General features: G+C 72.8%; 20 protein-coding genes. 6 read left to right on the top strand and 14 right to left on the bottom strand.

Translation table 11 applies throughout. The features are described 5' to 3' along the window. The first annotated feature begins 137 nt into the window (after positions 1-137). The 3 genes from QWJ13_RS25445 (at position 138) to QWJ13_RS25455 (ending at position 3,810) form a co-directional block, all read left to right on the top strand. Positions 138-2,588 carry a DNA gyrase/topoisomerase IV subunit A gene (locus QWJ13_RS25445; RefSeq protein ID WP_316527277.1) on the top strand — a complete coding sequence of 817 codons (2,451 nt, stop codon included), beginning with the start codon at positions 138-140 and terminating at the stop codon, positions 2,586-2,588. A 71-nt stretch (positions 2,589-2,659) separates the two neighbouring features. Next, on the top strand, positions 2,660-2,869 hold the full coding sequence (locus QWJ13_RS25450; RefSeq protein ID WP_316527278.1) for a hypothetical protein: 210 nt from the start codon (positions 2,660-2,662) through the stop codon (positions 2,867-2,869). A 38-nt stretch (positions 2,870-2,907) separates the two neighbouring features. Further along, positions 2,908-3,810, top strand: coding sequence for a ferredoxin family protein (locus QWJ13_RS25455; RefSeq protein WP_316527279.1), 903 nt, complete (start codon positions 2,908-2,910; stop codon positions 3,808-3,810). A 60-nt stretch (positions 3,811-3,870) separates the two neighbouring features. Here QWJ13_RS25455 and QWJ13_RS25460 read toward each other — a convergent pair whose 3' ends face one another. Genes QWJ13_RS25460 through QWJ13_RS25470 form a run of 3 tightly spaced genes read right to left on the bottom strand, consistent with a single transcriptional unit; the run spans position 3,871 to position 6,665 of the window. Further along, a complete protein-coding gene (locus QWJ13_RS25460) occupies positions 3,871-4,932 on the bottom strand; it encodes an ABC transporter substrate-binding protein (RefSeq protein WP_316527280.1) in 1,062 nt (353 codons plus the stop codon). A 40-nt stretch (positions 4,933-4,972) separates the two neighbouring features. Continuing rightward, entirely contained in the window at positions 4,973-5,866 is an 894-nt protein-coding gene (locus QWJ13_RS25465) for an ABC transporter permease (protein WP_316527281.1), read from the bottom strand. Continuing rightward, positions 5,856-6,665 (bottom strand): ABC transporter ATP-binding protein, encoded by an 810-nt coding sequence (locus tag QWJ13_RS25470; protein ID WP_049650781.1) that lies wholly within the window; start codon positions 6,663-6,665, stop codon positions 5,856-5,858. The genes QWJ13_RS25465 and QWJ13_RS25470 overlap by 11 nt, the downstream gene beginning before the upstream one ends. 199 nt (positions 6,666-6,864) lie before the next feature. On the opposite strand from QWJ13_RS25470, the gene QWJ13_RS25475 reads away from it, so the two are divergent. Both QWJ13_RS25475 and QWJ13_RS25480 read left to right on the top strand, forming a co-directional pair. Then, entirely contained in the window at positions 6,865-8,460 is a 1,596-nt protein-coding gene (locus QWJ13_RS25475) for an ATP-binding protein (protein WP_316527282.1), read from the top strand. Continuing rightward, positions 8,460-9,146 carry a response regulator gene (locus tag QWJ13_RS25480; protein WP_316527283.1) on the top strand — a complete coding sequence of 229 codons (687 nt, stop codon included), beginning with the start codon at positions 8,460-8,462 and terminating at the stop codon, positions 9,144-9,146. Before QWJ13_RS25475 ends, QWJ13_RS25480 begins: the two co-directional genes overlap by 1 nt. A gap of 80 nt (positions 9,147-9,226) precedes the next feature. On the opposite strand, the gene QWJ13_RS25485 is transcribed toward QWJ13_RS25480, so the two are convergent. The 6 genes from QWJ13_RS25485 to QWJ13_RS25510 all read right to left on the bottom strand — a co-directional run bounded on the left by QWJ13_RS25485 (position 9,227) and on the right by QWJ13_RS25510 (position 16,439). Next, positions 9,227-11,008 (bottom strand): solute symporter family protein, encoded by a 1,782-nt coding sequence (locus tag QWJ13_RS25485; RefSeq protein ID WP_316527284.1) that lies wholly within the window; start codon positions 11,006-11,008, stop codon positions 9,227-9,229. Continuing rightward, complete coding sequence (locus QWJ13_RS25490) at positions 11,005-11,655, bottom strand: DUF485 domain-containing protein (RefSeq protein WP_316527286.1); 651 nt, start codon at positions 11,653-11,655, stop codon at positions 11,005-11,007. Before QWJ13_RS25490 ends, QWJ13_RS25485 begins: the two co-directional genes overlap by 4 nt. A gap of 124 nt (positions 11,656-11,779) precedes the next feature. Further along, positions 11,780-12,475 carry a response regulator transcription factor gene (locus QWJ13_RS25495; RefSeq protein WP_316527287.1) on the bottom strand — a complete coding sequence of 232 codons (696 nt, stop codon included), beginning with the start codon at positions 12,473-12,475 and terminating at the stop codon, positions 11,780-11,782. Beyond that, positions 12,472-13,632 (bottom strand): sensor histidine kinase, encoded by a 1,161-nt coding sequence (locus QWJ13_RS25500; protein WP_316527289.1) that lies wholly within the window; start codon positions 13,630-13,632, stop codon positions 12,472-12,474. The genes QWJ13_RS25495 and QWJ13_RS25500 overlap by 4 nt, the downstream gene beginning before the upstream one ends. 53 nt (positions 13,633-13,685) lie before the next feature. Further along, on the bottom strand, positions 13,686-14,171 hold the full coding sequence (locus QWJ13_RS25505; RefSeq protein WP_316527290.1) for a CcdC protein domain-containing protein: 486 nt from the start codon (positions 14,169-14,171) through the stop codon (positions 13,686-13,688). 156 nt (positions 14,172-14,327) lie between these two features. After that, entirely contained in the window at positions 14,328-16,439 is a 2,112-nt protein-coding gene (locus QWJ13_RS25510; protein ID WP_316527291.1) for a DNA gyrase/topoisomerase IV subunit B, read from the bottom strand. 538 nt (positions 16,440-16,977) lie between these two features. Here QWJ13_RS25510 and QWJ13_RS25515 point away from each other — a divergent pair. Further along, complete coding sequence (locus QWJ13_RS25515) at positions 16,978-17,211, top strand: DUF7455 domain-containing protein (RefSeq protein ID WP_316527293.1); 234 nt, start codon at positions 16,978-16,980, stop codon at positions 17,209-17,211. 222 nt (positions 17,212-17,433) lie between these two features. On the opposite strand, the gene QWJ13_RS25520 is transcribed toward QWJ13_RS25515, so the two are convergent. From QWJ13_RS25520 to QWJ13_RS25540, 5 genes are all read right to left on the bottom strand, one after another. Further along, positions 17,434-18,366: a S1 family peptidase gene (locus QWJ13_RS25520; protein ID WP_316527294.1), complete on the bottom strand. Its 933-nt coding sequence runs from the start codon at positions 18,364-18,366 to the stop codon at positions 17,434-17,436. 196 nt (positions 18,367-18,562) lie between these two features. Beyond that, positions 18,563-20,185, bottom strand: coding sequence for an RNA polymerase sigma factor (locus tag QWJ13_RS25525; protein ID WP_316527295.1), 1,623 nt, complete (start codon positions 20,183-20,185; stop codon positions 18,563-18,565). A 486-nt stretch (positions 20,186-20,671) separates the two neighbouring features. Beyond that, a complete protein-coding gene (locus QWJ13_RS25530) occupies positions 20,672-21,604 on the bottom strand; it encodes a FadR/GntR family transcriptional regulator (RefSeq protein WP_316527296.1) in 933 nt (310 codons plus the stop codon). A 171-nt stretch (positions 21,605-21,775) separates the two neighbouring features. Further along, positions 21,776-22,684, bottom strand: a complete 909-nt coding sequence (locus QWJ13_RS25535; protein ID WP_316527297.1) for a hypothetical protein — start codon at positions 22,682-22,684, stop codon at positions 21,776-21,778. Between the two features lie 3 nt (positions 22,685-22,687). Next, positions 22,688-24,232: a DUF8746 domain-containing protein gene (locus QWJ13_RS25540; protein WP_316527299.1), complete on the bottom strand. Its 1,545-nt coding sequence runs from the start codon at positions 24,230-24,232 to the stop codon at positions 22,688-22,690. Positions 24,233-24,308: the final 76 nt, after the last annotated feature.

Genomic DNA, 24,308 nt, shown 5'->3' on the forward strand with positions numbered 1-24,308 from the left:
CTGTCGGCGGCGCCCGGTTGACGGGTGCGTCGACGGCGCGGCACGGAGCGACGGACGACCGACCCCGGCGTTCGGCGACCGACCGACGACTGACCTACCGAGACACAGCCAGCGACACGTAAGGGAGCCCCGCCGCGATGGCCCGCCGCAGTTCGCAGACCCCGCCGCCCGGAGACTTCGAGGAGCGGATCCTCGACGTCGACGTCGTGGACGAGATGCAGGGCTCCTTCCTGGAGTACGCCTACTCGGTGATCTACTCGCGTGCGCTGCCCGACGCGCGGGACGGCCTGAAGCCGGTGCACCGCCGGATCCTGCACCAGGCCAACGAGATGGGCCTGCGCCCGGAGCGCGGGCACGTGAAGTGCGCCCGCCTGGTCGGCGAGGTGATGGGTCGGCTGCACCCGCACGGCGACTCGTCGATCTACGACTCGGTGGTGCGCATGGCGCAGCCGTTCTCGATGCGGCTGCCGCTGATCGACGGGCACGGCAACTTCGGCTCGCTCGGCAACGACGACCCGCCGGCCGCGATGCGGTACACCGAGTCGCGGCTGACGGCCGCCTCGATGGCGATGGTGGAGTCGATCCACGAGGACACCGTCGACTTCGGCCCGAACTACGACGGCAGCGAGCAGGAGCCGCTGGCGCTGCCGGCCGCGTTCCCGAACCTGCTGGTGAACGGCGCGACGGGCATCGCGGTGGGCATGGCGACGAACATGCCGCCGCACAACCTGTCCGAGGTGGTGGCGGCGGCCCGGCACCTGATCAAGCACCCGAGCGCGGACCTGGAAACGCTGATGCGGTTCGTGCCCGGTCCTGACCTGCCGACGGGCGGGCGGATCGTGGGCCTGTCGGGCATCCGGGACGCGTACGAGTCGGGCCGCGGCACGTTCAAGATCCGGGCGACGACGACGGTGGAGGCGGTGACGGCCCGCCGCAAGGGCATCGTGGTCACCGAGCTGCCGTACAACGTCGGCCCGGAGAAGGTCATCTCGAAGATCAAGGACCTGGTCAACGCGAAGAAGCTCCAGGGCATCGCGGACGTCAAGGACCTGACCGACCGCGAGCACGGGCTGCGGCTGGTCATCGAGGTGAAGAACGGCTTCGTGCCGGAGGCGCTGCTGGAGCAGCTGTACAAGCTGACGCCGATGGAGGAGACCTTCGGCATCAACAACGTGGCGCTGGTGGACGGGCAGCCGCTGACGCTGGGGCTGAAGGAGCTGCTGGAGGTCTACGTCGACCACCGCTTCAGCGTGGTGCGCCGGCGCAGCGACTTCCGCCGCCGCAAGCGCCAGGAGCGGCTGCACCTGGTCGAGGGCCTGCTGGTGGCCCTGCTCGACATCGACGAGGTCATCGCGATCATCCGGTCGAGTGACAACGCGCAGCAGGCGAAGGAACGCCTGATGGAGCGCTTCTCGCTGTCGGACACGCAGACGGCGTACATCCTGGACACCCCGCTGCGGCGGCTGACCCGCTTCGACCGGGTGGAGCTGGAGCAGGAGCAGGAGAAGCTGAACCGCGAGATCGCCGAGCTGACCGAGATCCTGGAGTCGGACACCAAGCTGCGCAGCGTGGTCTCCTCCGAACTGGGCGCGGTGGCGAAGCAGTTCGGGACGGAGCGGCGCACCGTGCTGCTGGAGGCGGGCTCGGTGCCGTCGGCGGCGCTGTCGGTGCCGCTGGAGGTGGCCGACGATCCGTGCCGGGTGCTGCTGTCGTCGACGGGCCTGCTGGCGCGCACGGCGGACGGCGAGCCGTTCGAGGTGTCGGAGAAGCGGGCGAAGCACGATGTGATCGTGTCGGCGGTGCACGCGACGGCGCGGGCGGACGTGGGTGTGGTGACGTCCGCGGGCCGGGTGCTGCGGCTGCCGGTGATCGACCTGCCGGCGCTGCCGCCGACCCCCTCGCCGACGCTGGCGGGCGGGGCCGCGGTGGGCGAGTTCCTGCGGCTGGAGGCCGGGGAGCGGGTGCTGGCGCTGACCACGCTGGACGAGTCCTCGCCGGGGCTGGCGCTGGGTACGGCGCAGGGCGTGGTGAAGCGCGTGGTGCCGGAGTGGCCGACGAACAAGGACGAGTTCGAGGTGATCGCCCTCAAGGAGGGTGACGAGCTGGTGGGCGCGGTCGAACTGCGCACCGGCGAGGAGGACTTGGTCTTCATCGCCTCGGACGCCCAGCTGCTGCGCTACCCGGCGGGCCAGGTGCGTCCGCAGGGCCGCCCGGCGGGTGGCATGGCGGGCATCAAGCTGTCGGACGGCGCCCGGGTGCTGTCCTTCACCGCGGTGGACCCGGCGGCTGACGCGGTGGTGGTCTCGGTGGCCACGGCCTCGGACACGCTGTCCGCCGGCGAGCAGACGACCTGGAAGGTCACCCCGTTCGAGCAGTACCCGCGCAAGGGGCGCGCCACCGGCGGCGTGCGCTGCCAGCGCTTCCTGCGCGGCGAGGACGGCCTGGTCTTCGCCTGGGCCGGCGCGGCCCCGGCCCGCGCCGCCACCGCCAAGGGCGCCCCGGTCGACCTCCCCGAGCGCGACCCGCGCCGCGACGGCTCCGGTACCCCGGTCACCACCCCGATCGCGGTGGTCGCCGGCCCGGCGTAACGCCCTCGCGTCCCTGGCCCTCGCCTGAGCGGAGGGGTACCGGTTCGTCCGGTACCCCTCCGCTCTTTCGGGTGTGCCTGCCGCTGCCGAACGAGTCCCGGCTGCTCTCGCTGGGACCGAGCACCCCGTGCCCGGAGGACTGGGAGCTCCATTCGGAACTGTTCGCCGGCGTCGTCCGCAGCGTCCAACTGGAGTTCGCCGACCTCCCGACCGTCTCCGCGCCGCTGTACGACACCCTGGACGAGGCGGTCGCGCAGCGGGTGAAGGCCGCGTTCGAGTGACCGCGTGGGGGCGATCGGGTGAGGGTAGCCTTGCCCAGGTGAGCACCTGTGCGACCGTGTCGCGTGAACTTTCGGAGCCCCTGGCCGCGACAGCGGCGGTGGCGAGCACCTGGCTGTTGGTGGAGCAGAACGGGCCGTGGGGCGCGAAGGCGCTGGGTGAGAGCCATCTGGACGCGGCGGTCGGGCGGGCGCTGGAGGCGGCCACGGCCGGGACGGGTGTGCGGGTGGCGCTGATCCGGCGGCCCGGTCGGCACGCCGACTGCCTGCCGACCGCGCGCCACGAGGTGCTCGTGGCCCACACGGTACCGGGCCGGGGCTGGGTGCGCCGGGCGGAGGTGGCGGATCCGGCGGAGCTGCTGGAGCTGGACTTCGCGGCCCTGGGCGCCGGTGACCACGCCGGGTTCGGGGCGGAGCACGTCGGCGGCCCGGTGGCCCTGGTGTGCACCAACGGGCGGCGGGACCGCTGCTGCGCGCTGCTGGGCCGTCCGCTCGCGGCGGAGCTGGCGGCGGCCGGGCACAGCGAGGTGTGGGAGGTCACCCACCTGGGCGGGCACCGCTTCTCCCCTACGATGCTGGTGCTGCCGTACGGCTACGCGTACGGGCGGCTGACGCCGGAGACCGCCAAGGAGGTGCTGGCGGCGACGGCCGCCGGGCACACGGTGCCGCAGTGGTCGCGGGGCTGCTCGGGCTGGGAGCGTCCGGGCCAGGCGGCCGAGCACGCGGTGCGGCTGGCCACCGGCGAGACCGGGGCGGACGTGCTGACGCTCACCCAGCGGCCGGACGGCGAGGGCCGCTGGCTGGTGACGGTGCTGCACCGGGACGGCCGGTCCTGGGAGGTGGACGTGATCGAGACGGTGAGCGAGCCGGCGCGTCCGGAGAGCTGCGGCAAGGCGGCGGGGACGCCCTCGCGGATGGACGTGCTGTCCGTCCGGGGCGTGTAGCCAGGACGTGCGAGCGGCGGCCCCGCGCCCGCGACCGGGCACGGGGCCGCCGCCGAGGACTCAGCCGGCGGCCTTGGCGACGAACTCCGTGGTGTACGTCTTCGCCAGGTCGATCGCCCCCTCCTTGCCTTGCACGTCCGGGTGGAACGCGGCGAGCACCGAGAGCACCGTCTTCGGCCCGTCGGCCGGCATCACGCCGTCCGTGGTGAACATCGGCAGCGTCGCCTTGATCGCCGCCGCGTACTGCTCGGCGCCGCCCTGCGCGTAGTCGGCGGGCATCTTCGCGGCGATCTCCTCGGGACTGTGGGTGGACATCCACTTGAGGGTCTTCACGAAGGCGTCGGCGAGCTTCTGGGTGGTGTCCTTGTTCTTCTCCACCCAGTCGGTGTTCATGTACAGGGAGGACGACGGGTACAGCCCGCCGAGCGCCTCGCGCGAGCCCTCGGGGGTGCGCATGTCGTACAGGACCTTGCCGAGGCCCTTGTCCAGGAGGTTGGCGACGGTCGGGTCGGTGGTCATCCCGGCGTCGATGCTGCCCTGCTGGAGTGCGGCGATGAAGGTCTGGCCGGCGCCGACCGCGATCGGGCTGAACTCGCTGACGGCGGTGCCGTTCTTGACCGCGAGGTACTTGGTGAGGAAGTCGGTCGAGGAGCCGATGCTGGTGACGCCGAGCTTCTTGCCCTTGAAGTCGGCGCCGGACCTGATGGCGTCGGCCTGCTTGGTGGAGACCACCTCGACCTCTCCGGGCGCCTGGGCGAACTGCACCACGGACTCGACCTTCTTGCCCTTGGCCTGGAGGTCGATGGTGTGGTCGTAGAAGCCGACCGCGCCCTGGACGTCCCCGGCGAGCAGCGCGGTGGTGGCGTTGACGCCGGCGGGCTCGGTCATCAGCTCGACGTTGACGCCGGCTTCGGCGAAGTAGCCGAGCCGCTGGGTGAGCATCGCGGGCAGGTAGATGACCTTGTCCAGGCCACCGACCATGATCTTGACCTTGGGTCCGTCGACCTTCTGCCCGGCGGGGGCGGCCACCGCGCCGTGGCCGGTGGTGGCGGCGTCGTTGGCGCAGGCGGCGAGCGGCAGGAGCAGGGCGGCGGCGAGGACGGACGCGACGGATCTGCGCATGAGTGGGGGTGCCTCTCTCGTGGTACCGGCGGGGGGGAGTTCAGCGGCCGTCGCCCGCGTCGGCGGGCTTCCAGCGGAACAGCTTCTTCTCGGCGAAGGTCAGCAGCCCCTCGGTGAGCAGCGCGACGACGGCGAGGATGGTCATGGCGGCGTACACCCCGGCGGCGTTGAAGGTGCCCTGGGCGGCGGCGACGAGCAGGCCCAGGCCCTTGGTGGCGCCGATGTACTCGCCGACGATGGCGCCGATCAGCGCGAAGCCGAAGCTGACGTGCAGGCTGGTGAAGATCCAGGTGGTGGCGGCGGGGATGACCACCTGGAGGGTGACCTTGCGGTTGTCGGCGCCCAGGATGCGGGCGTTGGCGACGAGGTTGCGGTCCACCTCGCGGGCGCCCTGGAAGGCGTTGAAGAACACCGGGAAGAACACCAGCACCACCGCGGAGGCGACCTTGGAGGCCGGGCCCAGGCCGAACCAGATCAGGAAGATCGGCGCGAGCACGATCCGCGGGATGGCGTTGAGCACCTTGATGTACGGCCCGAACACGTCGGCCAGGAAGCGGATCCGGCCGAGCGCGATGCCCAACAGCACGCCGCCGACGACGCCGATCACCCAGCCGGTGAGCGCCTCGTACAGGGTGTAGCCGATCTGTTCGCCGAGGGAGCCCTGGGCGGTGCCGTGGGTGACCCACTGCCGGATCTGCTCCCAGATCCTCGACGGCTGGGAGAAGTTGAACGGGTCGATCACCTCGGTCCGGGCGCACAGCTCCCACAGGCCGAGGAAGGCGAGCAGCACCGCGACCCGGGCCGCGTAGACGCGCAACTTCCGGTTGCGGGCGGCCCGTTCGCGGGCCTCGGTCCTCGTCGTGACGGCCGCGGACTTCCCCTCGGCGGAGGACTTCCCCGCAGCGGCGGACGCGGACGTGGTCTCAAGCGGCACGACCCGCTCCTCTCTCCCGGGTGATGCGGACCTCTTCGCCGAGCGAGGCCCAGATCTCGCGGTACAGCTCGACGAATCTCGGCTCCAGCCGGACGGCCTCCACCGTGCGCGGGCGCGGCAGGTCGACGGTGAAGACCTCCTTGACGGTGGCCGGTCCGGCCGTCATCACGACGACCCGGTCGGCGAGCGCGATGGCCTCGTCCAGGTCGTGGGTGACGAAGACGACCGACGAGCCGGTCCCCGCCCACAGCTCCAGCAGCTGGTCCGACATCAGGGCCCTGGTCTGCACGTCCAGTGCCGAGAACGGCTCGTCCATCAGCAGGATCGCCGGGTCGTTGACGAAGGTCTGGGCGAGCGCGACGCGCTTGCGCATGCCGCCGGAGAGCTGGTGCGGGTAGCGGTCCTCGAAGGCCGCCAGGCCCACCCGGCCGAGCCAGTCCCGGGCCCGCTCCCTGGCCTCGGCGGCGGGCACGCCGCGGAAGCGCGGGCCGGCCATCACGTTGGACAGGACGGTGCGCCAGGGGAAGACGGCGTCCTGCTGGAAGACGAACCCGACCTTGGGGTCGATCCCGCGCACGGGCTCGCCGTACACCCGGACCTCGCCCTCGGTGGGCTCCTCCAGGCCGCTGACCAGGGTCAGCGTGGTGGACTTGCCGCAGCCGGTGGGGCCGACGACGGCGACGAACTCGCCCTGGGCGACGGTCAGATCGAGATCGCGGACGGCGGTGTGCAGCGCCCCGGAGGGGGTGCGGAACCGTTTGGTCGCGCCGGTCAGCTCGATCGCCGGGGTCTCGGTCATGCTCTTCCTCCCGGGTCTGTGCTTGCCCCGGAACGGTAGGAGCGGGCCCGGCCCCGGCGGGAGCCTTCTTCGCGTAGTGCGACTTCTCCGCATAGAGGGGTGTTCTGCTCGTTTTGCTTCCGCTACAACTGCGGGGACGCGCTGACCGGAACACCCCGAAGCACCCCGACACGGAGACACCCAGGAAACGGAGGCCCGGATGAAGCTCCCTCGCTGGCCCCGCCGGGTCTTCGCCCAGCTGCTGCTGAGCCAGACCCTCGTCACCGTCGGCGTCACCGCCGTGACCGCCGGACTGTTCCTGGCCCCGGTCAGCAGCGAGCTGGACCACGACGCGATGCAGCGGGCGCTGTCGATCGCCCAGGCCACCGCCGCCGACGAGAGCATCGCCCGGGCGGCCGCCACCCGCGACGTGGTGGCCGCGCAGCGCAACGCCGAGCAGATCCGGCTGGCCACCGGCGCCAGCTTCGTGGTGGTCACCGACCTGGACGGGATCCGGCTCTCGCACACCGACCCGGGCCGGATCGGCCAGCGGGTCAGCACCGATCCGGAGCCCGCCCTCAGCGGACGCAGCGTCACCGCCATCCAGGAGGGCACCCTGGGCCGCACCGCCCGCGGCAAGGTGCCGCTGCGGATGGCGGACGGCCGGATCGTCGGCGAGGTGTCGGTCGGCATCAGTGACGACTCGATCCGCCGCCGGCTGCTGACGATGCTCACCGGCATCCTGCTGTGCGCGGGCGCCGGCCTGGCCGCCGGGACGCTCGCCACCCTCGTCCTGGCCCGCCGTCTCAAGCGCCGCACCCACAACATCGCGCTGGCCGACATCTCCGCGCTGCTGGTGGAGCGGGAGGCGATGCTGCACGGCATCCGCGAGGGCATGGTGGCGCTGGACGAACGCGGCCGGATCCGGCTGGCCAACGACGAGGCCTTCCGGCTGCTCGGCCTGCCCGAGGACTGCACCGGCCGCCCGATCGGCGCGGTGCTGCCGCCGGGCCGGCTCGCGGACGTGCTCGCCGGGCGGATCACCGGCGCCGACCTGCCGGCCGTCCGGGACGACCGGGTGCTGGTGGTGAACCGGACGGCCACGCCCGAGGGCGGCGCGGTGGTGACCCTGCGCGACCGCACCGAGCTGGAGTCGCTGGTCCGCGAGCTGGACACCACCCGCAGCCTCACCGAGGCGCTGCGGGCCCAGGACCACGAGCACGCCAACCGGATGCACACCCTGCTGGGCCTGCTGGAACTGGGCCGACACGAGCAGGCGGTGGCGTTCATCTCGGAGCAGTCCGGCTCGCACGCCGTGGTCGCCGCGCGGATCGCCGAGCAGGTGCGGGACCCGCACGTCGCGGCACTGCTGGCGGGCAAGACCTCGGTGGCGGGCGAGCGCGGGGTTCGGCTGACGCTGGCCCCGGCGGCGCACCTACCGGACACGGTGGTGGACGCCCGGGCGCTGGTGACGGTGCTCGGCAACCTGGTCGACAACGCGGTGGACGCGCTGACCGCGGGCGGCGGGGGCCGGGTGGTGGTGAGCCTGGCGGCGGCCGGCTCCACGCTGCTGCTCCAGGTCGCGGACAGCGGTCCGGGCGTACCGGAGGAGCTGCGCGAGCAGGTCTTCGAGGAGGGGTGGACCAGCAAGGACGCGCCCGCGCACCGTCCGCGCGGGCTCGGCCTGGCGATGGTGCGCCGGCTGGTCGAGCGCACCGGCGGCCGGATCGTGCTCGACACCGGCCCGCTCGGCGGCGCCCGGTTCACCGTCGAGCTGCCCGAGGCCCTGCTCGACACCCGACTCGTGGAGGCGTGATGATCGACGTACTCGTGGTGGACGACGACTTCCGGGTGGCGGATGTGCACGCCGCGTACGTGGCGAAGGTCCCGGGCTTCCGGGTGACCGGCACCGCGCACTCGGCAGGGGAGGCGCTGGCCGCCCTGGAGCGCCGCCCGGTGGACCTGCTGCTGCTCGACCACCACCTGCCCGACGAGACCGGCCTGGCCCTGGTGCGCCGGCTGCGGGACCGCCAGGTGGCCTGCGACGTGATGATGGTGACGGCCGCCCGGGACGTGTCGACGGTGCACGCCGCGATGCAGCACGGCGCGCTCCAGTACCTGGTCAAGCCGTTCACCTTCGCCGGGCTGCGGGAGAAGCTGGTGGCGTACGCGCAGCTGCGGCACGCGCTCGCCGCACCGGCCAGGGAGGCCGGCCAGGACGAGGTGGACCGGCTGTTCGCCACCCTGCGCAGCGCCGCCACCCCGGCCGGGGCGCTGCCCAAGGGCCACTCGGCGCCCACCACCGACCTGGTGCTGGGGGTGCTGCGCCGGGCCGGCCGGCCGCTGTCCGCCCAGGAGGTCGCCGACGCCACCGGCCTGAGCCGCTCCACCGCCCAGCGCTACCTCAAGCAGCTGGAACGGGACAGCCGGCTGCGGCTGACCCTGCGGTACGGCGACACCGGCCGCCCGGAGCACCGCTACGGGCTGGCGGCCCGCTCGTAGCGGTGCTCCGGACGGCCGGAGAACGACAGGGGGGAACCCCGGCGGCCCCAGGCCCGCCGGGGTTCCCCGGGCACGGCGGCTCAGGCCGCGCCCGCACCGGTGAGTGCACGCACCTCCAGCTCGGCGAACCGGTCCGGGTCGGTGGGCTCGGACGAGGTGACCGTCCCGATCCACCCGGCCAGGAAGCCGAGCGGGATGGAGACGATGCCCGGGTTCTCCAGCGGGAACCAGTGGAAGTCCAGGCCCGGGAAGAGCGCCTCGTGGGAACCGGAGACCACCGGCGAGAAGATCACCAGCGCGATCGCCGGGATCAGCCCGCCGTACACCGCCCAGACCGCGCCGCGGGCGGTGAACCGCGACCAGAACAAGCTGTACAACAGCACCGGCAGGTTGGAGGAGGCGGCGACGGCGAAGGCCAGACCGACCAGGAAGGCCACGTTCAGCTGCTGGGCGAAGAGGCTGATCACGATCGCCGCGGCCCCGATCCCGGCGGCGGCGATCCGGGCGACCATCACCTCCTGCTGCTCGCTGACCTCGGACACCGACTCCTTCGCGGACCGGGAGGCCGGGACGGCCTCGCCCCGACGGCGCCGACCGCGACCCTGCTTCTCCAGCTCGCGCGACGGCCGGGCGCGCCAGGCGCCGGCCCAGATGTCGTGGGCGAAGGCCGCCGAGGAGGCCAGGGTCAGCCCGGCGACCACGGCGAGGATGGTGGCGAAGGCGATCGCCGAGATCAGCGCGAACAGCACCACCCCGCCGGTGCTGCCGTTGCCGCCGCCGAGCACCAGCGCGAGCAGCGGAACGGCGGTGTTGCCGGCCGAGTTGGCGCGGTGCACCTCGGCCGAGCCGATCAGCGCGGTGGCGCCGAGGCCGAGCACGATGGCCATCAGGTAGAAGCTGCCGACCAGCCCGATCGCCCACATCGTGGAGCGGCGGGCGGCCCGCGCGGTGGGCACGGTGTAGAAGCGGGACAGGATGTGCGGCAGGCCCGCGGTGCCGAGCACCAGGCCGAGGCCGAGGCTGACGAAGTCCAGCCGGCTGGTGAGACTGCCGCCGTACTTGAGCCCGGGCTCCAGGTAGCGGTGCCCGGCGCCGCTGTGCGCGGCGGCCTGGCGCATCAGCTCGCCGAGGTCGCCGTGGAAGCGGACCACCAGCAGCACGGTCAGCAGCACCGAACCGCCGGTCAGCAGGAAGGCCTTGATGATCTGGATCCAGGTGGTGGCCCGCATCCCGCCGATGGTGACGTAGACGATCATCAGGGCGCCGACCGCGATGATCGTCCAGGTGCGGGCGTGCGGGCTGCCGGTGCCGAGCAGCAGGGCGACCAGCGAACCGGCGCCGACCATCTGGGCGACCAGGTAGAGCAGGGTGACCACGACGCTGGCCCCGCCGGCCGCGGCGCGCACCTTGCGGCGGCGCAGCCGCAGCGCGAGCACGTCGGCGAGGGTGTACCGGCCGGCGTTGCGGACGAGTTCGGCGACCAGCATCAGCACCACGAGCCAGGCGACCAGGAAGCCGATGCTGTACAGCACGCCGTCGTAGCCGTACAGCGCGATCAGGCCGGCGACGCCCAGGAAGGAGGCGGCGGAGAGGTAGTCCCCGGAGAGCGCGAAGCCGTTCTGGAGCGGGGTGAAGTCGCGGCCACCGGCGAAGAAGTCCTCGGCGGCGTTGCCCTGGCGGCCGACCCAGAGGGTGACCCCCAGGGTGACCAGGACGACGACGGCGAACAGCGCGATGGCGAGCGAGTGGTGGTCGCCGGTGGGGGCGACGGGCGGCGGGGTGGCGGTCGAGACCGCGGTCCGCACCGCCGCCTTCGCCAGGTCGGTGGGCATGGTGAGCATGGCGGGCATCAGGGTCGTCATCGAAGTTGGTCCTGGGTGTCCCAGCGCAGGCCCAGGGCGGCGCGGTCGCGCTTGGTCCGGGCGTTGCGGGCGTAGAGCCAGGCGAGCAGGAAGGTCGAGGCGAACTGCGAAAGACCGAGCAGCCAGGCCACGTTGAGCGGACCGGCCACCTCGCGGCGCATCAGGTCGGGGGCCCCGGCCTGGGCGGCGACGTACAGCAGGTACCAGGCGAGGAAGCCGCCGGTGATCGGGAAGACGAACGTCCGGTAGCTGCGCCGGATCTGACGGAACGTCTCGCTGGCCTGGACCGCCCGGTACACCTCGGTGCTGTCGGCGAACGGCTCCTCGTCGAGGGGCGCGTCGGCGAGCGGCACCAGGGCCGCGTGCGGTGCGGCCGGGGCCGCGGGATCGACTGGGGCGCTCTGGGCGAACGGCTCGTCGGCGGGCCCGTGGACCGGCGCGCCGACGGCCACGGGCTCGACGACCGCCTCTGCCGACTGGACCGTACGGACGTGGTCCGTACGGTCGGGGCCCGACTGCGCCGGTACCGCCGTACGGCGGTGCGCAGCCGATGGCTCGGCGGACTCAACGGGGCTGCCGGCGGCCGGAGCGGCCCACCAGTCGAATTGCTGTCCCGATCCGGGACTGCTCGTCTGCTGCTGTGGCACTGCTGCTCCTGGGGCCGGATGTTCCTGACCCGAACCATGATGGCGGCCCCCGGGAACCGCCCCTGACCATCGCAGATACGTTCACTCGATGAGGTGATCGATCATCCGACAGACACTCATCCGACTACTGCTGCGTACCGGTGATTCCGTGTCGGAAGGCATAGGCGACCGCCTGCGCCCGGTCCCGCACCGCGGTCTTGGCGAACAGGTTGTTGATGTGGGTCTTCACCGTGGCCTGGCTGACGAACAGCCGCCCGGCGATCTCGGCGTTGGACAGCCCCTCGGCGATCAGCGCCAGCACCTCGGCCTCCCGGGCGGTCAGCCCGTCGGGCAGTTCCACCGGCCGGGCGGGGGGCCGCTCGGCGGCCGGAGCGGGACGGCCGTGCTGCTCCGAAAGTCTTTCCAGCAAACGGAGTTGGACCTTCGGGGAGAGTCCGGCCGCGCCCGAGCGGACGTCCGCGACGGCCTTGGCGATCTCCTCGGCGCCGGCGTCCTTGGTGAGGTAGCCGCGCGCCCCGGCCTGGAGCGCCGGGAACAGCGACTCGTCATCGGCGTAGGTGGTGAGCACCACGACCTCGGTCTCCGGGTGTGCCGCGCGGATCCGCCTGGTCGCCTCGACGCCGTCGCAGCGCGGCATCCGCAAATCCATCAGGACCACGTCCGGGTGATGACGCTCCGTCAGGGTGACGGCCTCCTCCCCGTCGCCCGCCGCGCCGACCACCTCGATGCCGGGCAGCAGCCCCAACAGCATCACGATGCCCTCGCGCACCACCGCCTGGTCGTCCGCCACCAGAACCCTGGTGACCCCCGAAACCGTCATGCCGGCACCCGCAGCAGCACGCGCCACCCTCCGTCCTCCGGGCCCGCCAGCAGGGTGCCGCCGAGCAGTTCCGCGCGTTCGCGCATTCCCAGCAGACCGTACCCGCTGCCGCTGTCGGCCAGCTCTCCCGGCGAATCCCCGCGCGGCGTCCTGGGGTTGCGCACCTCCAGCTCCACCGCCCCCTCCAGGTAGCGCAGTTCGACGGCGCAACGGGCTCCGGGCGCGTGTTTGCGGACGTTGGTCACCGCCTCCTGCGCGGTGCGCCGCACCGCGAGGGCCGCCTCGGCGGCGATCGGGCGGGGCGGGCCGGTGACGACGAGGGCGGCGCGCTCCCGCTCGGCCAGCTCGACCAGGAACTCCCCGACCGGGGTGAGCTCCCCGCGCAGCGCGGACAGCGCCTGCCGGGTCTCGGCCAGCCCGTCCTGCGCCATCCGTCGGGCGGCGACGACCCGTTCGCGGATCTGCTCGCGGTCCGTCCCGGCGTCCAGCATCAGCCGGGCCGCCTCCAGGTGGACGAGCTGCGCGGAGAGGCTGTGGGCGAGCACGTCGTGGATCTCCCGGGCGATCCTGGCCCGTTCGGCGAGCGCCGCGCTCTCCGCCTCGGCGGCCCTGGCGGCCCGCTCCTGGGCGAGCAGCCGGCGGGAGGTGCCGCGCGCCTCGACGTCCATCCGCAGCAGGTAGCCGAGCAGGGTGATCCCGCCGACGGTGGCGGCGATGCTGAGCCCGCTCGACGTGGTGACCGCCGCGTACGAGGCCAGCGAGGCCGCCGCCGCGGCCAGCCCGAGGGCGAGCGGCATCCGGACCAGGGCCATCACCGCCAGGCCGTACCAGAGCACGTCGGCGAGCAGGGTGGCCCGGCCGGCGTTGGCCAGCCAGGCGGCGCCGAACACCGCGCCGGTCAGCAGGTACGAGGGCAGCGGGCGCTGCTTCCGGGTGGCGTCCAGGAAGGCCGCGCAGAGCCCGAACGCGGCGACCAGTCCGGCCGTCGCGGCCACCGCCGACCAGCCGGCGAACCTGGCATCGGCGAAGGTCCCCCAGGTGACGGTGGTCACCAGCACGATGCGGCCGAGCACGGTGAGGACCCGCCGCGGCCGGCTCTCGGCCTCGCGTTCCATCCCCTCGCGGGACGGCCAGCGGGTCCAGTACGACCCGGACACGGGTTCCTCCTCGGCTGCTCGGGGCGACGGATCGGTGCGGTGCGACGGCGGGCTCAGTGCAGGACGGCGGTCGGCGGCGCGGGCTCCAGCGTCCGGGCCCTCCAGTTCACCACGAGCGAGCGGACCAGCAGCAGGACCGCCATGCCGAGCATCAGGGAGCTGCCGGACTGGTGGACGTGCAGGGCCTCGCCGATCCCGTACAGGCCGATCCGGATGGCGATCATCCCGATCCAGGCGGCCACGGTGGCCTTGGTGCCCTTGGCCATGACCGAGCCGTCCGCGGCCCGCCAGAGCCGTACGGTCCAGCCCCAGACCGAGCCCATCGCGAGCACCGCGACCAGTCCGGCGACCAACAGGACCGCCGAGAGGGCGGTGTGCTGGTGATCGATGATCTGCGGGTCCCGCAGTGCGAGCGCGCCCAGGATCAGCGGAAGCAGCCAGAAGCGGCGCTCGGTGTCCAGGCGCTGGGCCCGCATCTGGCGCTGGACCACCAGGACGACCGCCGCGGCGATCACGAGGAGGTTGGTGAGGGTGGTCATCGGACTTCTCCGTCCCGAGGAGAGGCTTGTTGCTGACCTCTCCGACGCTACGGAGGCGGCGGTTCCCGCTGATCGGAGCCGGGGTGGACCGCGGGTGGATCCCCAACGCGCGGGGCCCTCCACCCGTGGGTGGAGGGCCCGGCCGGACGGCGCGCGTCAGGCGTCGATGCGCGAGCGGTCCAAGGTGGCCGCCGAGTCCACGATGAACTCCTTGCGCGGGGCGACGTCGTTGCCCATCAGCAGGTCGAAGATCCGCTCGGCCTGCTCCAGGTCGCCCAGGTTGATCCGGCGCAGGGTGCGGTGGCGCGGGTCCATGGTCGTCTCGGCCAGCTGGTCGGCGTCCATCTCGCCCAGGCCCTTGTAGCGCTGCACCGGGTCCTTCCAGCGCAGCCCCTTGCGCTGGAACTCCAGCAGCGTGGAACGCAGTTCGGCGTCGGAGTAGGTGTAGTGGTACTTCTCCTGGCCGCGCTTGGGGTTGGTGAGCTCGATCCGGTGCAGCGGCGGCACGGCGGCGAAGACCCGGCCCTGCTCGACCATCGGCCGCATGTAGCGGTGGAAGAGGGTCAGCAGCAGGGTGCGGATGTGCGAGCCGTCGACGTCGGCGTCGGCCATGAAGATGACCCGGCCGTAGCGGGCCTGGTCGATGTCGAAGGTGCGGCCCGAGCCGGCCCCTATCACCTGGATGATCGCGGCGCACTCGGCGTTCTTGAGCATGTCGCTCACCGAGGCCTTCTGCACGTTGAGGATCTTGCCGCGGATCGGCAGCAGCGCCTGGAACTCGGAGTTGCGGGCGAGCTTGGCGGTGCCGAGCGCGGAGTCGCCCTCGACGATGAACAGTTCGCTGCGCTCGACGTCGTCGCTGCGGCAGTCGGCCAGCTTGGCGGGCAGCGAGCTGGTCTCCAGCGCCGTCTTGCGGCGCTGGGCCTCCTTGTGCTGGCGGGCGGCGACCCGGGTGCGGGCGGCCGCGACGACCTTCTCCAGCACGGCGCGGGCCTGGAGCTTCTGGTCCTTCTTGGCCGAGGTGAGGAAGGCCTTGAGCTCCTTGGCGACGACGGCGGCGACGATCCGGTTGGCCGCCGAGGTGCCGAGCACCTCCTTGGTCTGGCCCTCGAACTGCGGCTCGGCGAGCCGGACGGTGACCACCGCGGTGAGGCCCTCGGTGGCATCGTCCTTGGTGATGTCGTCCTCGGCGACCCGCAGCATCTTGCTCGCGCGCAGCGCCTCGTTGACCGTCTTGGCCAGCGAGCGCTCGAAACCGGTGACGTGGGTGCCGCCCTTGGGGGTGGCGATGATGTTGACGAAGGAGCGCAGGGTGGTGTCGTAGCCGGTGCCCCAGCGCAGCGCGATGTCCACGCCGAGGTGGCGGGTGACCTCGGTGGGCGTCATGTGGCCGAGGTCGTCCAGGACCGGCACGGTCTCCTTGAAGGTGCCCTCGCCGTGCAGTCGCAGCACGTCGCAGACCGGCTTGTCGGGGGCCAGGAACTCGCAGAACTCGGCGATGCCGCCGTCGTAGTGGAAGACCGACTCCTCGATCTGCTCGCTCTCGGTGAGCCGCTCGTCACGGACCACGATGGTCAGGCCGGGGACGAGGAAGGCCGTCTGCCGGGCGCGGCTGTGCAGCGTCTCCAGGGAGAGCTTGGCGTCCTTGAGGAAGATCTGCCGGTCCGCCCAGTAGCGGATCCGGGTGCCGGTGCGGGTCTTCGGCACCTTGCGGGTCCTGGTCAGGCCGTTGCCGGGCTCGAAGGGGGCGTCCGGGCTGGTCTCGGTGAAGATGCCGGGGGTGCCGCGGCGGAAGCTGATCGCGTGGGTGTGCCCACTGCGGTCCACCTCGACGTCCAGGCGGGCGGAGAGCGCGTTGACGACCGAGGCGCCGACGCCGTGCAGACCGCCGGAGGCCGCGTAGGAGCCACCGCCGAACTTGCCGCCGGCGTGCAGCTTGGTCATCACGACCTCGACGCCGGACAGCCCGGTCTTGGGCTCGACGTCGACCGGGATGCCGCGCCCGTTGTCCCGGACCTCGACCGAGGAGTCGGGGTGCAGCACGACGTCGATACGGTCGCAGTAGCCGCCCAGCGCCTCGTCGACGGAGTTGTCGATGATCTCCCAGAGGCAGTGCATCAGACCGCGGCTGTCGGTCGAGCCGATGTACATGCCGGGGCGCTTGCGGACCGCCTCCAGGCCCTCCAGGACGAGCAGGTGCCGCGCGGTGTAGTTGGAACCGTCGTCGCCGGCCAGCAGCGCGGACGGCACGGTCGTTTCGGCACTCACGCGGCACTCTCCTCGGTGAAGTTCTGTCTCATCGGTCACATCCGTACGCATCCGGACCAAACGCCAGTGCAGCACGCCGCACCGACATCCGTCGCCCTGCGTGCCCGAGCCCCTGCGCCGGGTGCACAGCACGACGGGCGGGCCCCGCGCAGCTTGTACGCGCTGCGCGAACAAGCACCGCACCCGGGTGCGGTCCCCGGGGGCGCCATCTCCTCCCGGTACCACCGGTCCTGGCGGATCGTGGGACCCGGCGCAGGCTCCGGAACTGCCGTTATGCAGGCTACCGGGGCCCGGGGCGGGGCTTATGCTCCAACCCGGCAGAGGATTATGCTACGCGGACCTCGCACCCGATCCCGATCGGGCGTTCGAGCGATGGGCGGATCCCGGAATCCGGCACGCATGAACCACCGGCGCCCGGGGCACGTCCTCATCAACACAGCAGAATCCTCAAAGAAGAAAAGCCACGAGCGGGAACGTTTTCGGCCTGGTTGGATGTTGACCCTGGTACGACAGCTCGTCGAGCTAGAGAAGAGGCGACGTGACTACTGTTCTGACCCCTGCGAGCCCGCTCACCGCGGCTGACCGCTGCGACCGCTGCGGCGCCCAGGCCTACCTGCGCGTCGTACTCGCGAGCGGCGGAGAGCTGCTCTTCTGTGCCCACCACGGCCGGAAGTTCGAGCCCGAGCTCAAGAAGATCGCCGTGGAGATACAGGACGAGAGCGGCCGTCTCACCACCACCACCAGCGCTACGGCCACAGACGACGAGCGCTGATCCCGGGCACTGATCCCGGGTTCCACCACCCAGCAGTCGGCGTCGAGCTGTGTCCGGCCGCGCACCGCGCGCGACCGGTGAGCCGGGCGGCCAGCCCCTTCGGGGGCCGGTCGCCCGGCTCTGCTGCGCTCCGGGAGGCCTTCCACGGCCCGCCCGCCTCGATCTGACGCCATGTCAGCGCACGGCGTCAGCATGTGACCGGCCGCTCACCCGTCGCGATGCTCACAGCGCCGAGCGCACCGCGTCCGCGACCGAGGACACCCTGGTGTAGACGCCCGGGTGGGCCGCCTCGGCGCAGCCCGTCCCCCAGGACACCAGGCCGACCAGTCGGCCATCGACGATCATCGGGCCGCCGCTGTCGCCCTGGCAGGCGTCCTTGCCGCCCCGCTGCTCGCCCGCGCAGACCATGCCCCGGGCGTCGAACTTGCCGTCCTGCCCGCCCGGGTACGCCTGCGCACAGGTCCGGTCCGGCACGATCGGCACGTCCACCCCGCGCAGTGTCGGCGAGTAGTCGCCCCGTCCGGTGGTGTCACCCCAGCCGAAGACGTGCGCCGTGGTGCCGGCCACGTACGGCGCGGTCTCGCCCTGGCCGACCAGCGCGACCACCGGCCTGGCGCCCTGGGAGTCGGCGAGGGTGAGCACCGCCACGTCGTTCATGTTGGCGGCGAAGGAGTAGTCGGGGTGGATCCAGACCGACCGCACCGCCACCTCCCGTCCGGCCGTGCCGCGCATGTCGTCCCGGCCGACGATCACCCGGAGGCCCGGCCGGTCGACCCGGCCCCTGGTCTCGTCGTAGAAGCAGTGCGCGGCCGTCACCACCTTGGTCGGGGTGACCAGCGCACCTCCGCAGAACTGGCCGGAACGGCCGCTGCCGAACTGCTGGCGGCTGGACAGCGCCACGATCCACGGGTGGTCCGTGGTGCTCGCCGCGGTGCCGCCGACCACCCGGCGCTGCGCCTCGGCCGGCGCCGCGCCGCCGAGCGCGACCAGCGGGACGGGCACGGCGGCGAGCAGCGCCAGGGCGGCGACCCTCCGACGGCGGCCCGACCGGGCGACGGCCGGGTCGGCCGGGTCCACGAGGTCCGCGAGGTCGGCGAGGTCTGCTGGGAACGGGGTGGGCGTCGGCAGGTCAGTGCGGTCCGGCTCGGTCGGCACCGTGACTCCAGGAGGCTCGGAAGCAGGCAACCGCCACAGCGTAGGTGACCGGCTACACGGTGCGACCGCTTCCCGCCGTGCCGCCACCCGGACGAGGGACAACCACCACCCGGACGCTGACACGCCCGGGCCCCGGAAGCCGCGAAGGCCCGGAGCCGTGCGGCTCCGGGCCTTCGCGTGGAACGACTGCCGTCGATCAGTCCAGGTAGTCGCGCAGCACCTGGGAGCGCGACGGGTGGCGCAGCTTCGACATGGTCTTCGACTCGATCTGGCGGATGCGCTCACGGGTGACCCCGTACACCTTGCCGATCTCGTCGAGGGTCTTCGGCTGCCCGTCGGTCAGACCGAAGCGCATCGAGACCACGCCCGCCTCGCGCTCGGACAGGGTGTCCAGCACCGAGTGCAGCTGCTCCTGGAGCAGGGTGAAGGAGACCGCGTCGGCCGGGACGACCGCCTCGGAGTCCTCGATCAGGTCACCGAACTCGCTGTCGCCGTCCTCGCCCAGCGGGGTGTGCAGCGAGATCGGCTCGCGGCCGTACTTCTGGACCTCGATGACCTTCTCGGGGGTCATGTCGAGTTCCTTGGCCAGCTCCTCCGGGGTGGGCTCGCGGCCCAGGTCCTGGAGCATCTGGCGCTGGACGCGGGCCAGCTTGTTGATGACCTCGACCATGTGCACCGGGATGCGGATGGTGCGGGCCTGGTCGGCCATGGCGCGGGTGATCGCCTGGCGGATCCACCAGGTGGCGTAGGTCGAGAACTTGTAGCCCTTGGTGTAGTCGAACTTCTCGACCGCACGGATCAGACCGAGGTTGCCCTCCTGGATCAGGTCCAGGAAGAGCATGCCGCGACCGGTGTAGCGCTTGGCCAGCGAGACCACCAGGCGGAGGTTGGCCTCCAGCAGGTGGTTCTTGGCCCGGCGGCCGTCCTCGGCGATGATCTCCAGCTCGCGCTTGAGCTTCGGGGCCAGCTTGTCGGCGGCCGAGAGCTTGTCCTCGGCGAACAGGCCGGCCTCGATGCGCTTGGCGAGCTCGACCTCCTGCTCGGCGTTGAGCAGCGGGACCTTGCCGATCTGCTTCAGGTAGTCCTTGACCGGGTCGGCGGTGGCACCGGCGACGGCGACCTGCTGGGCCGGCGCGTCGTCCTCGTCGTCGTCGGAGAGGACGAAGCCCTCCGACTCCTCCTCCGGACCGGTGCCCTCGGCCTCGGTCTTGTCGCCGGGCAGCGCGACGTCCTCAAGCAGCTCGTCCTCGCCGAGCAGCTCCTCGTCGCCCTTGGCGCCCTTGGCGGTGGTCTTCTTGGCGGCGGCCTTCTTGGCCGGCGCGGCGGTCTTCTTGGCAGCGGCCTTCTTGGCCACGGCCTTCTTGGCGGGAGCCGCCTTCAGCTCGGAGACGACGGTGCCCGTCGTCTCGACGGTGATCTCGGCGGAGACGGTGGGGGCCGAGGCCGCGGCGGCCGCGACGGGAGCGCCGGGGGCGATCCGCACGGGCGGCTTGGTCGGGGCCGACGGGGTCCGGGTGGTGACAGCCTTGGTGGCGGTGCGCTTGGTGGGGCTCTTGGCAGCGACGCTCTTGCGCTTGGCAGCGGCCGGTTCGGCCGCGCTGACCATGAGGTCCACGCCCTCCTCAATCAGCACCTGATTGAGGCTGCGCATGACGTTCTTCCACTTGGTGACCGGGATCTGGTCCGCCTCGAACGCCTGGCGCACGTCGTCACCGGCGATCTGCCCCTGGGCCTTGCCCCGCTCGATGAGCGCCAGCAGAGCCGCGGACTCGGCGATCTCGGGGGGAAGCGAACGGGATGTGCTGGCCGACACGAACAACCTCTCGGACGATGAGTGGACTCGAACCCGTACCGGCCGCCCGAGCGGGCGGGGAAGGAGATCGCGCGTCAGGCGCGCGGTGTCGATTCCGACCGACTCGGGCTTGAGGACTGGGTTTGCAGGACGGCAGCAGCGCCGCGGACCAACACAGCATTCTGACATGTTGGAGTATTCCGGAGCTGCTTCCGCTCAGGACACATCGCTGCTACTCGTCAAGTGTTACGCATGGCCTTCGTGTCGCGGGTCACATCACTCGGCGCCCGCGACCCGGGGCCGCTTCCATCATCGCGCACTCGCGGACGAATCATTTGTCATGGACCCGACTGGACCTGGCCGGACCCGGCCCGCCTCGACCGACCCGGCCGCCCGGGGGCGACGCCGCGACGGCATGCGGAGGCCCTCCGGCTGCGCCGCGCGGTGCGGCCGGAGGGCCCTGGCGGAGCGGGCCGCCGCGGTCCGGCGCCTCCGCTCGTCGAAACAGCCCGATCAGTGCTCCCGGGGCGCGGGAACGGACGGCTCGATCTCGGGATGGACGGTGAGCAGCGCCCGCATCGCGGCCTCGCCCGCGGTGCCGTCGCCGGCGCCCAGCGCCTCCACCAGCCGGGCGTGCAGGCCGACCGAGGCTTCGGAGGGCCGCTCGCAGGAGATCGCCGGACCGCCCGAGACCTGGAGGGCGCAGGCGACGATCCCGGACAGGTGCTCCAGCATCCGGTTGCCGGCCATCTGGAGCACCAGGCCGTGCAGCTCGGCGTCGGCCCGGGTGTAGGTCGAGAGATCGGCCTGGGAGGCCGCGTGGCCCATGATCTCGACCAGCTCGACCAGCCGCTGCTGGACGTCCTCCCGGCCGTGGCCGGCGGCGAGCCTGGCGGCCAGCGGGTCGATCGCCCAGCGGAGCTCGAACAGCTCCCGGCGCTGCTCGTCCCGCTGCGGGCCGAAGGCGCGCCACTCGATGATGTCCGGGTCGAGCAGGTTCCAGTCGCCGACCGGACGGACCCGGGTGCCGACGTTCGGCCGGGCGCTGACCAGCCCCTTGGCCTCCAGCACCCGCAGCGACTCGCGGACGACGGTCCGGGAGACCTCGAACCGCTGGCCGATCTCCTCGGGCACCAGCGGGCGGTCGGCCCCGAGGTCGCCGGAGACGATCATCTGGCCCAGCTGCTGGACCAGCTGGCCGTGCAGGCCGCGGCCGCGGCTGCTGGTGGTCTTGCGGCCGACCCGGGCGATGTCGGATTCGGCGCCCTCCCAGCGGGGCGCCGGCGGCGTCGGCCGGTCGGCGTACGAGAAGCGGTCCAGGTCGCCGGGGCCGTGGATGGGCCCTTCGGCGGAACGGGCGGGGGTCATGGTGGGGTGCGCAAGGGTACTCACGCCTCCTTTGTCGGCGATCGGCAGGCGTGGCTTGAGAATTCTCGTGAAAAGCACACGAAAGGGTGATCGGCCGTGACTGGATAATTGACTTCTTATCAGGAAGAAACGCGCATTGCGGTCACTGTCGGTCGATCTTGGCGCACCGCGACGGGGGCCTGTCCGAGGCGCGTCGCTGAGGGCGCCGCGGGCCCGTAGGGCATCCCGTAGCGAGCCCTGCGGGATGCCCTACAGGGTGCGGCGGCGGGCCTGGACGAGCAGGGCCGCGAGCAGCAGGACCGCCCCGGGGGCCGCGACCGCGGCCAGCAGGACCGGGTCGCTCAGCGTCAGGCTCTCGGCCGCCGCCTCACGCGCCCCGCCGTACACCCAGCCGTGGGACCACTCGATCCCGGACTGGAACGGCAGCAGTTCGGCCGCCCGGCCCGGCCACGGCCTGCCGGTATGACGCAGCAGCAGGGCCACGCCGGACTCCAGCAGCGGCGGCAGCGCGCACAGCAGCAGGGCCCCGGCCGCGGCGCTGCGGGTCAACGAGGCGGTCAGCACGCCGGTCCAGCCCGCCGCCACGGTCAGCAGGACGAAGGCCAGCAGCGCGGCGGGCACCCCGTGGCCGGCCACCAGCCCCAGCGGGGCGAACGCGCCCGGCAGGTCGGACAGCCCGGACAGCCCGGTGCCGGTCAGCGCCCCGGCGACCCGGTCCGACAGCGCGGCCGGGTCCGCCCAGGCCGCCACGGTGACCCCACCCGGCAGCGCGAGATACACGGCCACCGTGTCGAGCAGCAGGGTGGCCAGCGCCAGCAGCGCCGCCGCCGGGCCGATCACCAGCAGTTTGGCCAGCAGCAGCCGCACCCGGCGCGGGTACGACACCTGCGAGGCCGACAGCCCCGGGTGACGTACCTCGTGCCCGTACGAGAGCGCGCCCAGCAGCCCGGCGCCGAGCGCGGCGAAGGGCAGCGGGATCAGCGGGACGGTGGCGGTCAGCAGCCGCACCCCGGCTGCGGCGGCCAGCGGGCCGTCCGGGGATGTCCGGTTCGCCAGGACGGCGGCCAGGGCGGCGTCGCCGAGCAGCACGGCGGCGAGCAGCAGCCAGGTGGAACGCAGGCCGCACAGGCGGCGCAGCTCGTAGGCCAGGACGCGCACGGTTCACTCGCTCCGGTGGTCGTCGGGGTGGGCGGGGGTCTGGATGGCGGGGATCTGGGTGACGGGGCGCTGGGTGGCAGGGCGCTGGGCAGCGGGCAGGCCCGGGGCGGGACGGCGGAGGTGGACGGTGTCGTCGGTGGGCAGGGTGTCGGCGCTGGTCCGGCTGCCCGGGGGGCGGCCCCGGACCGGTGCCTCGGCCGGGGCCGGTTCGTCGCGGAAGAGCCGGTCGACGGCCACGACGGGAACGGGTTCGGCGGTGCCGGGACCGGTGCCGGAGCCGAGGCCGGTCTGCACGCTCGGCTCGGGGCGGCGGGCGGCGGGTGCGGGCGCAGGCCGGCGGACGGGCGCGCCGAGGACCGGCAGCCCGGCAGCGTGGAGGGAGGCCGTGTCGAGGGAGTCGGTGAGGGCCACGACGGGCAGGGCGCGGGTGGGCGGGGAGCCGTCCTCCTGGAGGCGGCGGGGCACCTGGCGATTCGGTGTGGTGGCCTCGGTGGTGGAGGTGACGGGGGTGGCCGGTTCGGCCGGGGCGGGGACCGTCGGAGGCTCGGCCGGGGTCGTCACGGCCTGGACCGGGACGGGCCCGGCGGCCAGTTCCGGGACAGGGTCGGCCTCGGGCCCCGGATGGAGGCGGCCGGAGCGGTCCGAGCCGACAGGCAGGACCACCCGCGGGGCCGGCTGCTCGACCATCCGGTCGGCCAGCTCGTGCAGGAGGATCCCGTGGCGGTAGGCGAGTTCACCGATCTCGGTGCGGTCGATGCCGGCCACCGCGAGCCCCGCGCTGCCGTCCCGGCGGACCTCGGCGCCCTGACTGACCAGCAGGTCCGCCAGCCGCGCCATCTGCGGCCCCCGGACGGCCACTTCGGGGCTGAGCCTGGTCCGCCGGAACTCCGCGACCGGCTGGTCTGCCACCAGGCGGCCACGGTCCAGGGTGACCACCCGGTCGGCGAGCTGTGAGGCCTCCTGCGGGGTGCCGGTGGTCACCAGGACAGTCCCGCCGGCGGCGCCGAAGGAGCGCAGGAAAGAGTGGAACCACTCGACGTTGCGCGGCGACAGGCCCTCGGCGGGGCCGTCCAGCAGCAGCGTGCCGGGGTCCCCGAGCAGCGCGGCGGCCAGCGCCAGGCGGCGGTTCATGCCCGGCGAGAAGGTGCGCAGCCGCTGCCCGGCGACGGCGGCCAGCCGGGTCAGTTCCAGCAGTTCGTCGGCCCGCTGGGCCGGGACGCCGACGGCCGCGGCGAGCATGCGCAGATGGCTGCGCGCCGTGCGGCCCGGGTGCCCGGCCACCGCGGCGGTGCCCTCCGCCGGGCGGGGCAGCAGCACGCCGACCTCGTGCTCGGGGTGGCGGAGCCTGCGATAGGGGCGGCCACCGAAGAGGGTGACGCCCTGGCCGCGTTCGAGTTCGAGCATCAGCCGCAGCGCGGTGGACTTCCCCGCCCCCTCGGCTCCGAGCAGTGCGGTCACCATGCCGGGCCGGGCGTCGAAGGTCAGATCGAGCAGCGCGGGCGGAGCACCCTTGCGATAGACCTTGGTCAGTCCGGTGATCTGGATCATCGCTGGCTGCTCCCATGCCCTCGGCCGACCTTGCTCGACGCGGAGCGCCCCCGGGTGGACGGGCGTGCACCCGCGC

Origin of the sequence: Kitasatospora brasiliensis (assembly GCF_032654805.1) — a bacterium.
GTDB lineage: Bacteria > Actinomycetota > Actinomycetes > Streptomycetales > Streptomycetaceae > Kitasatospora > Kitasatospora brasiliensis.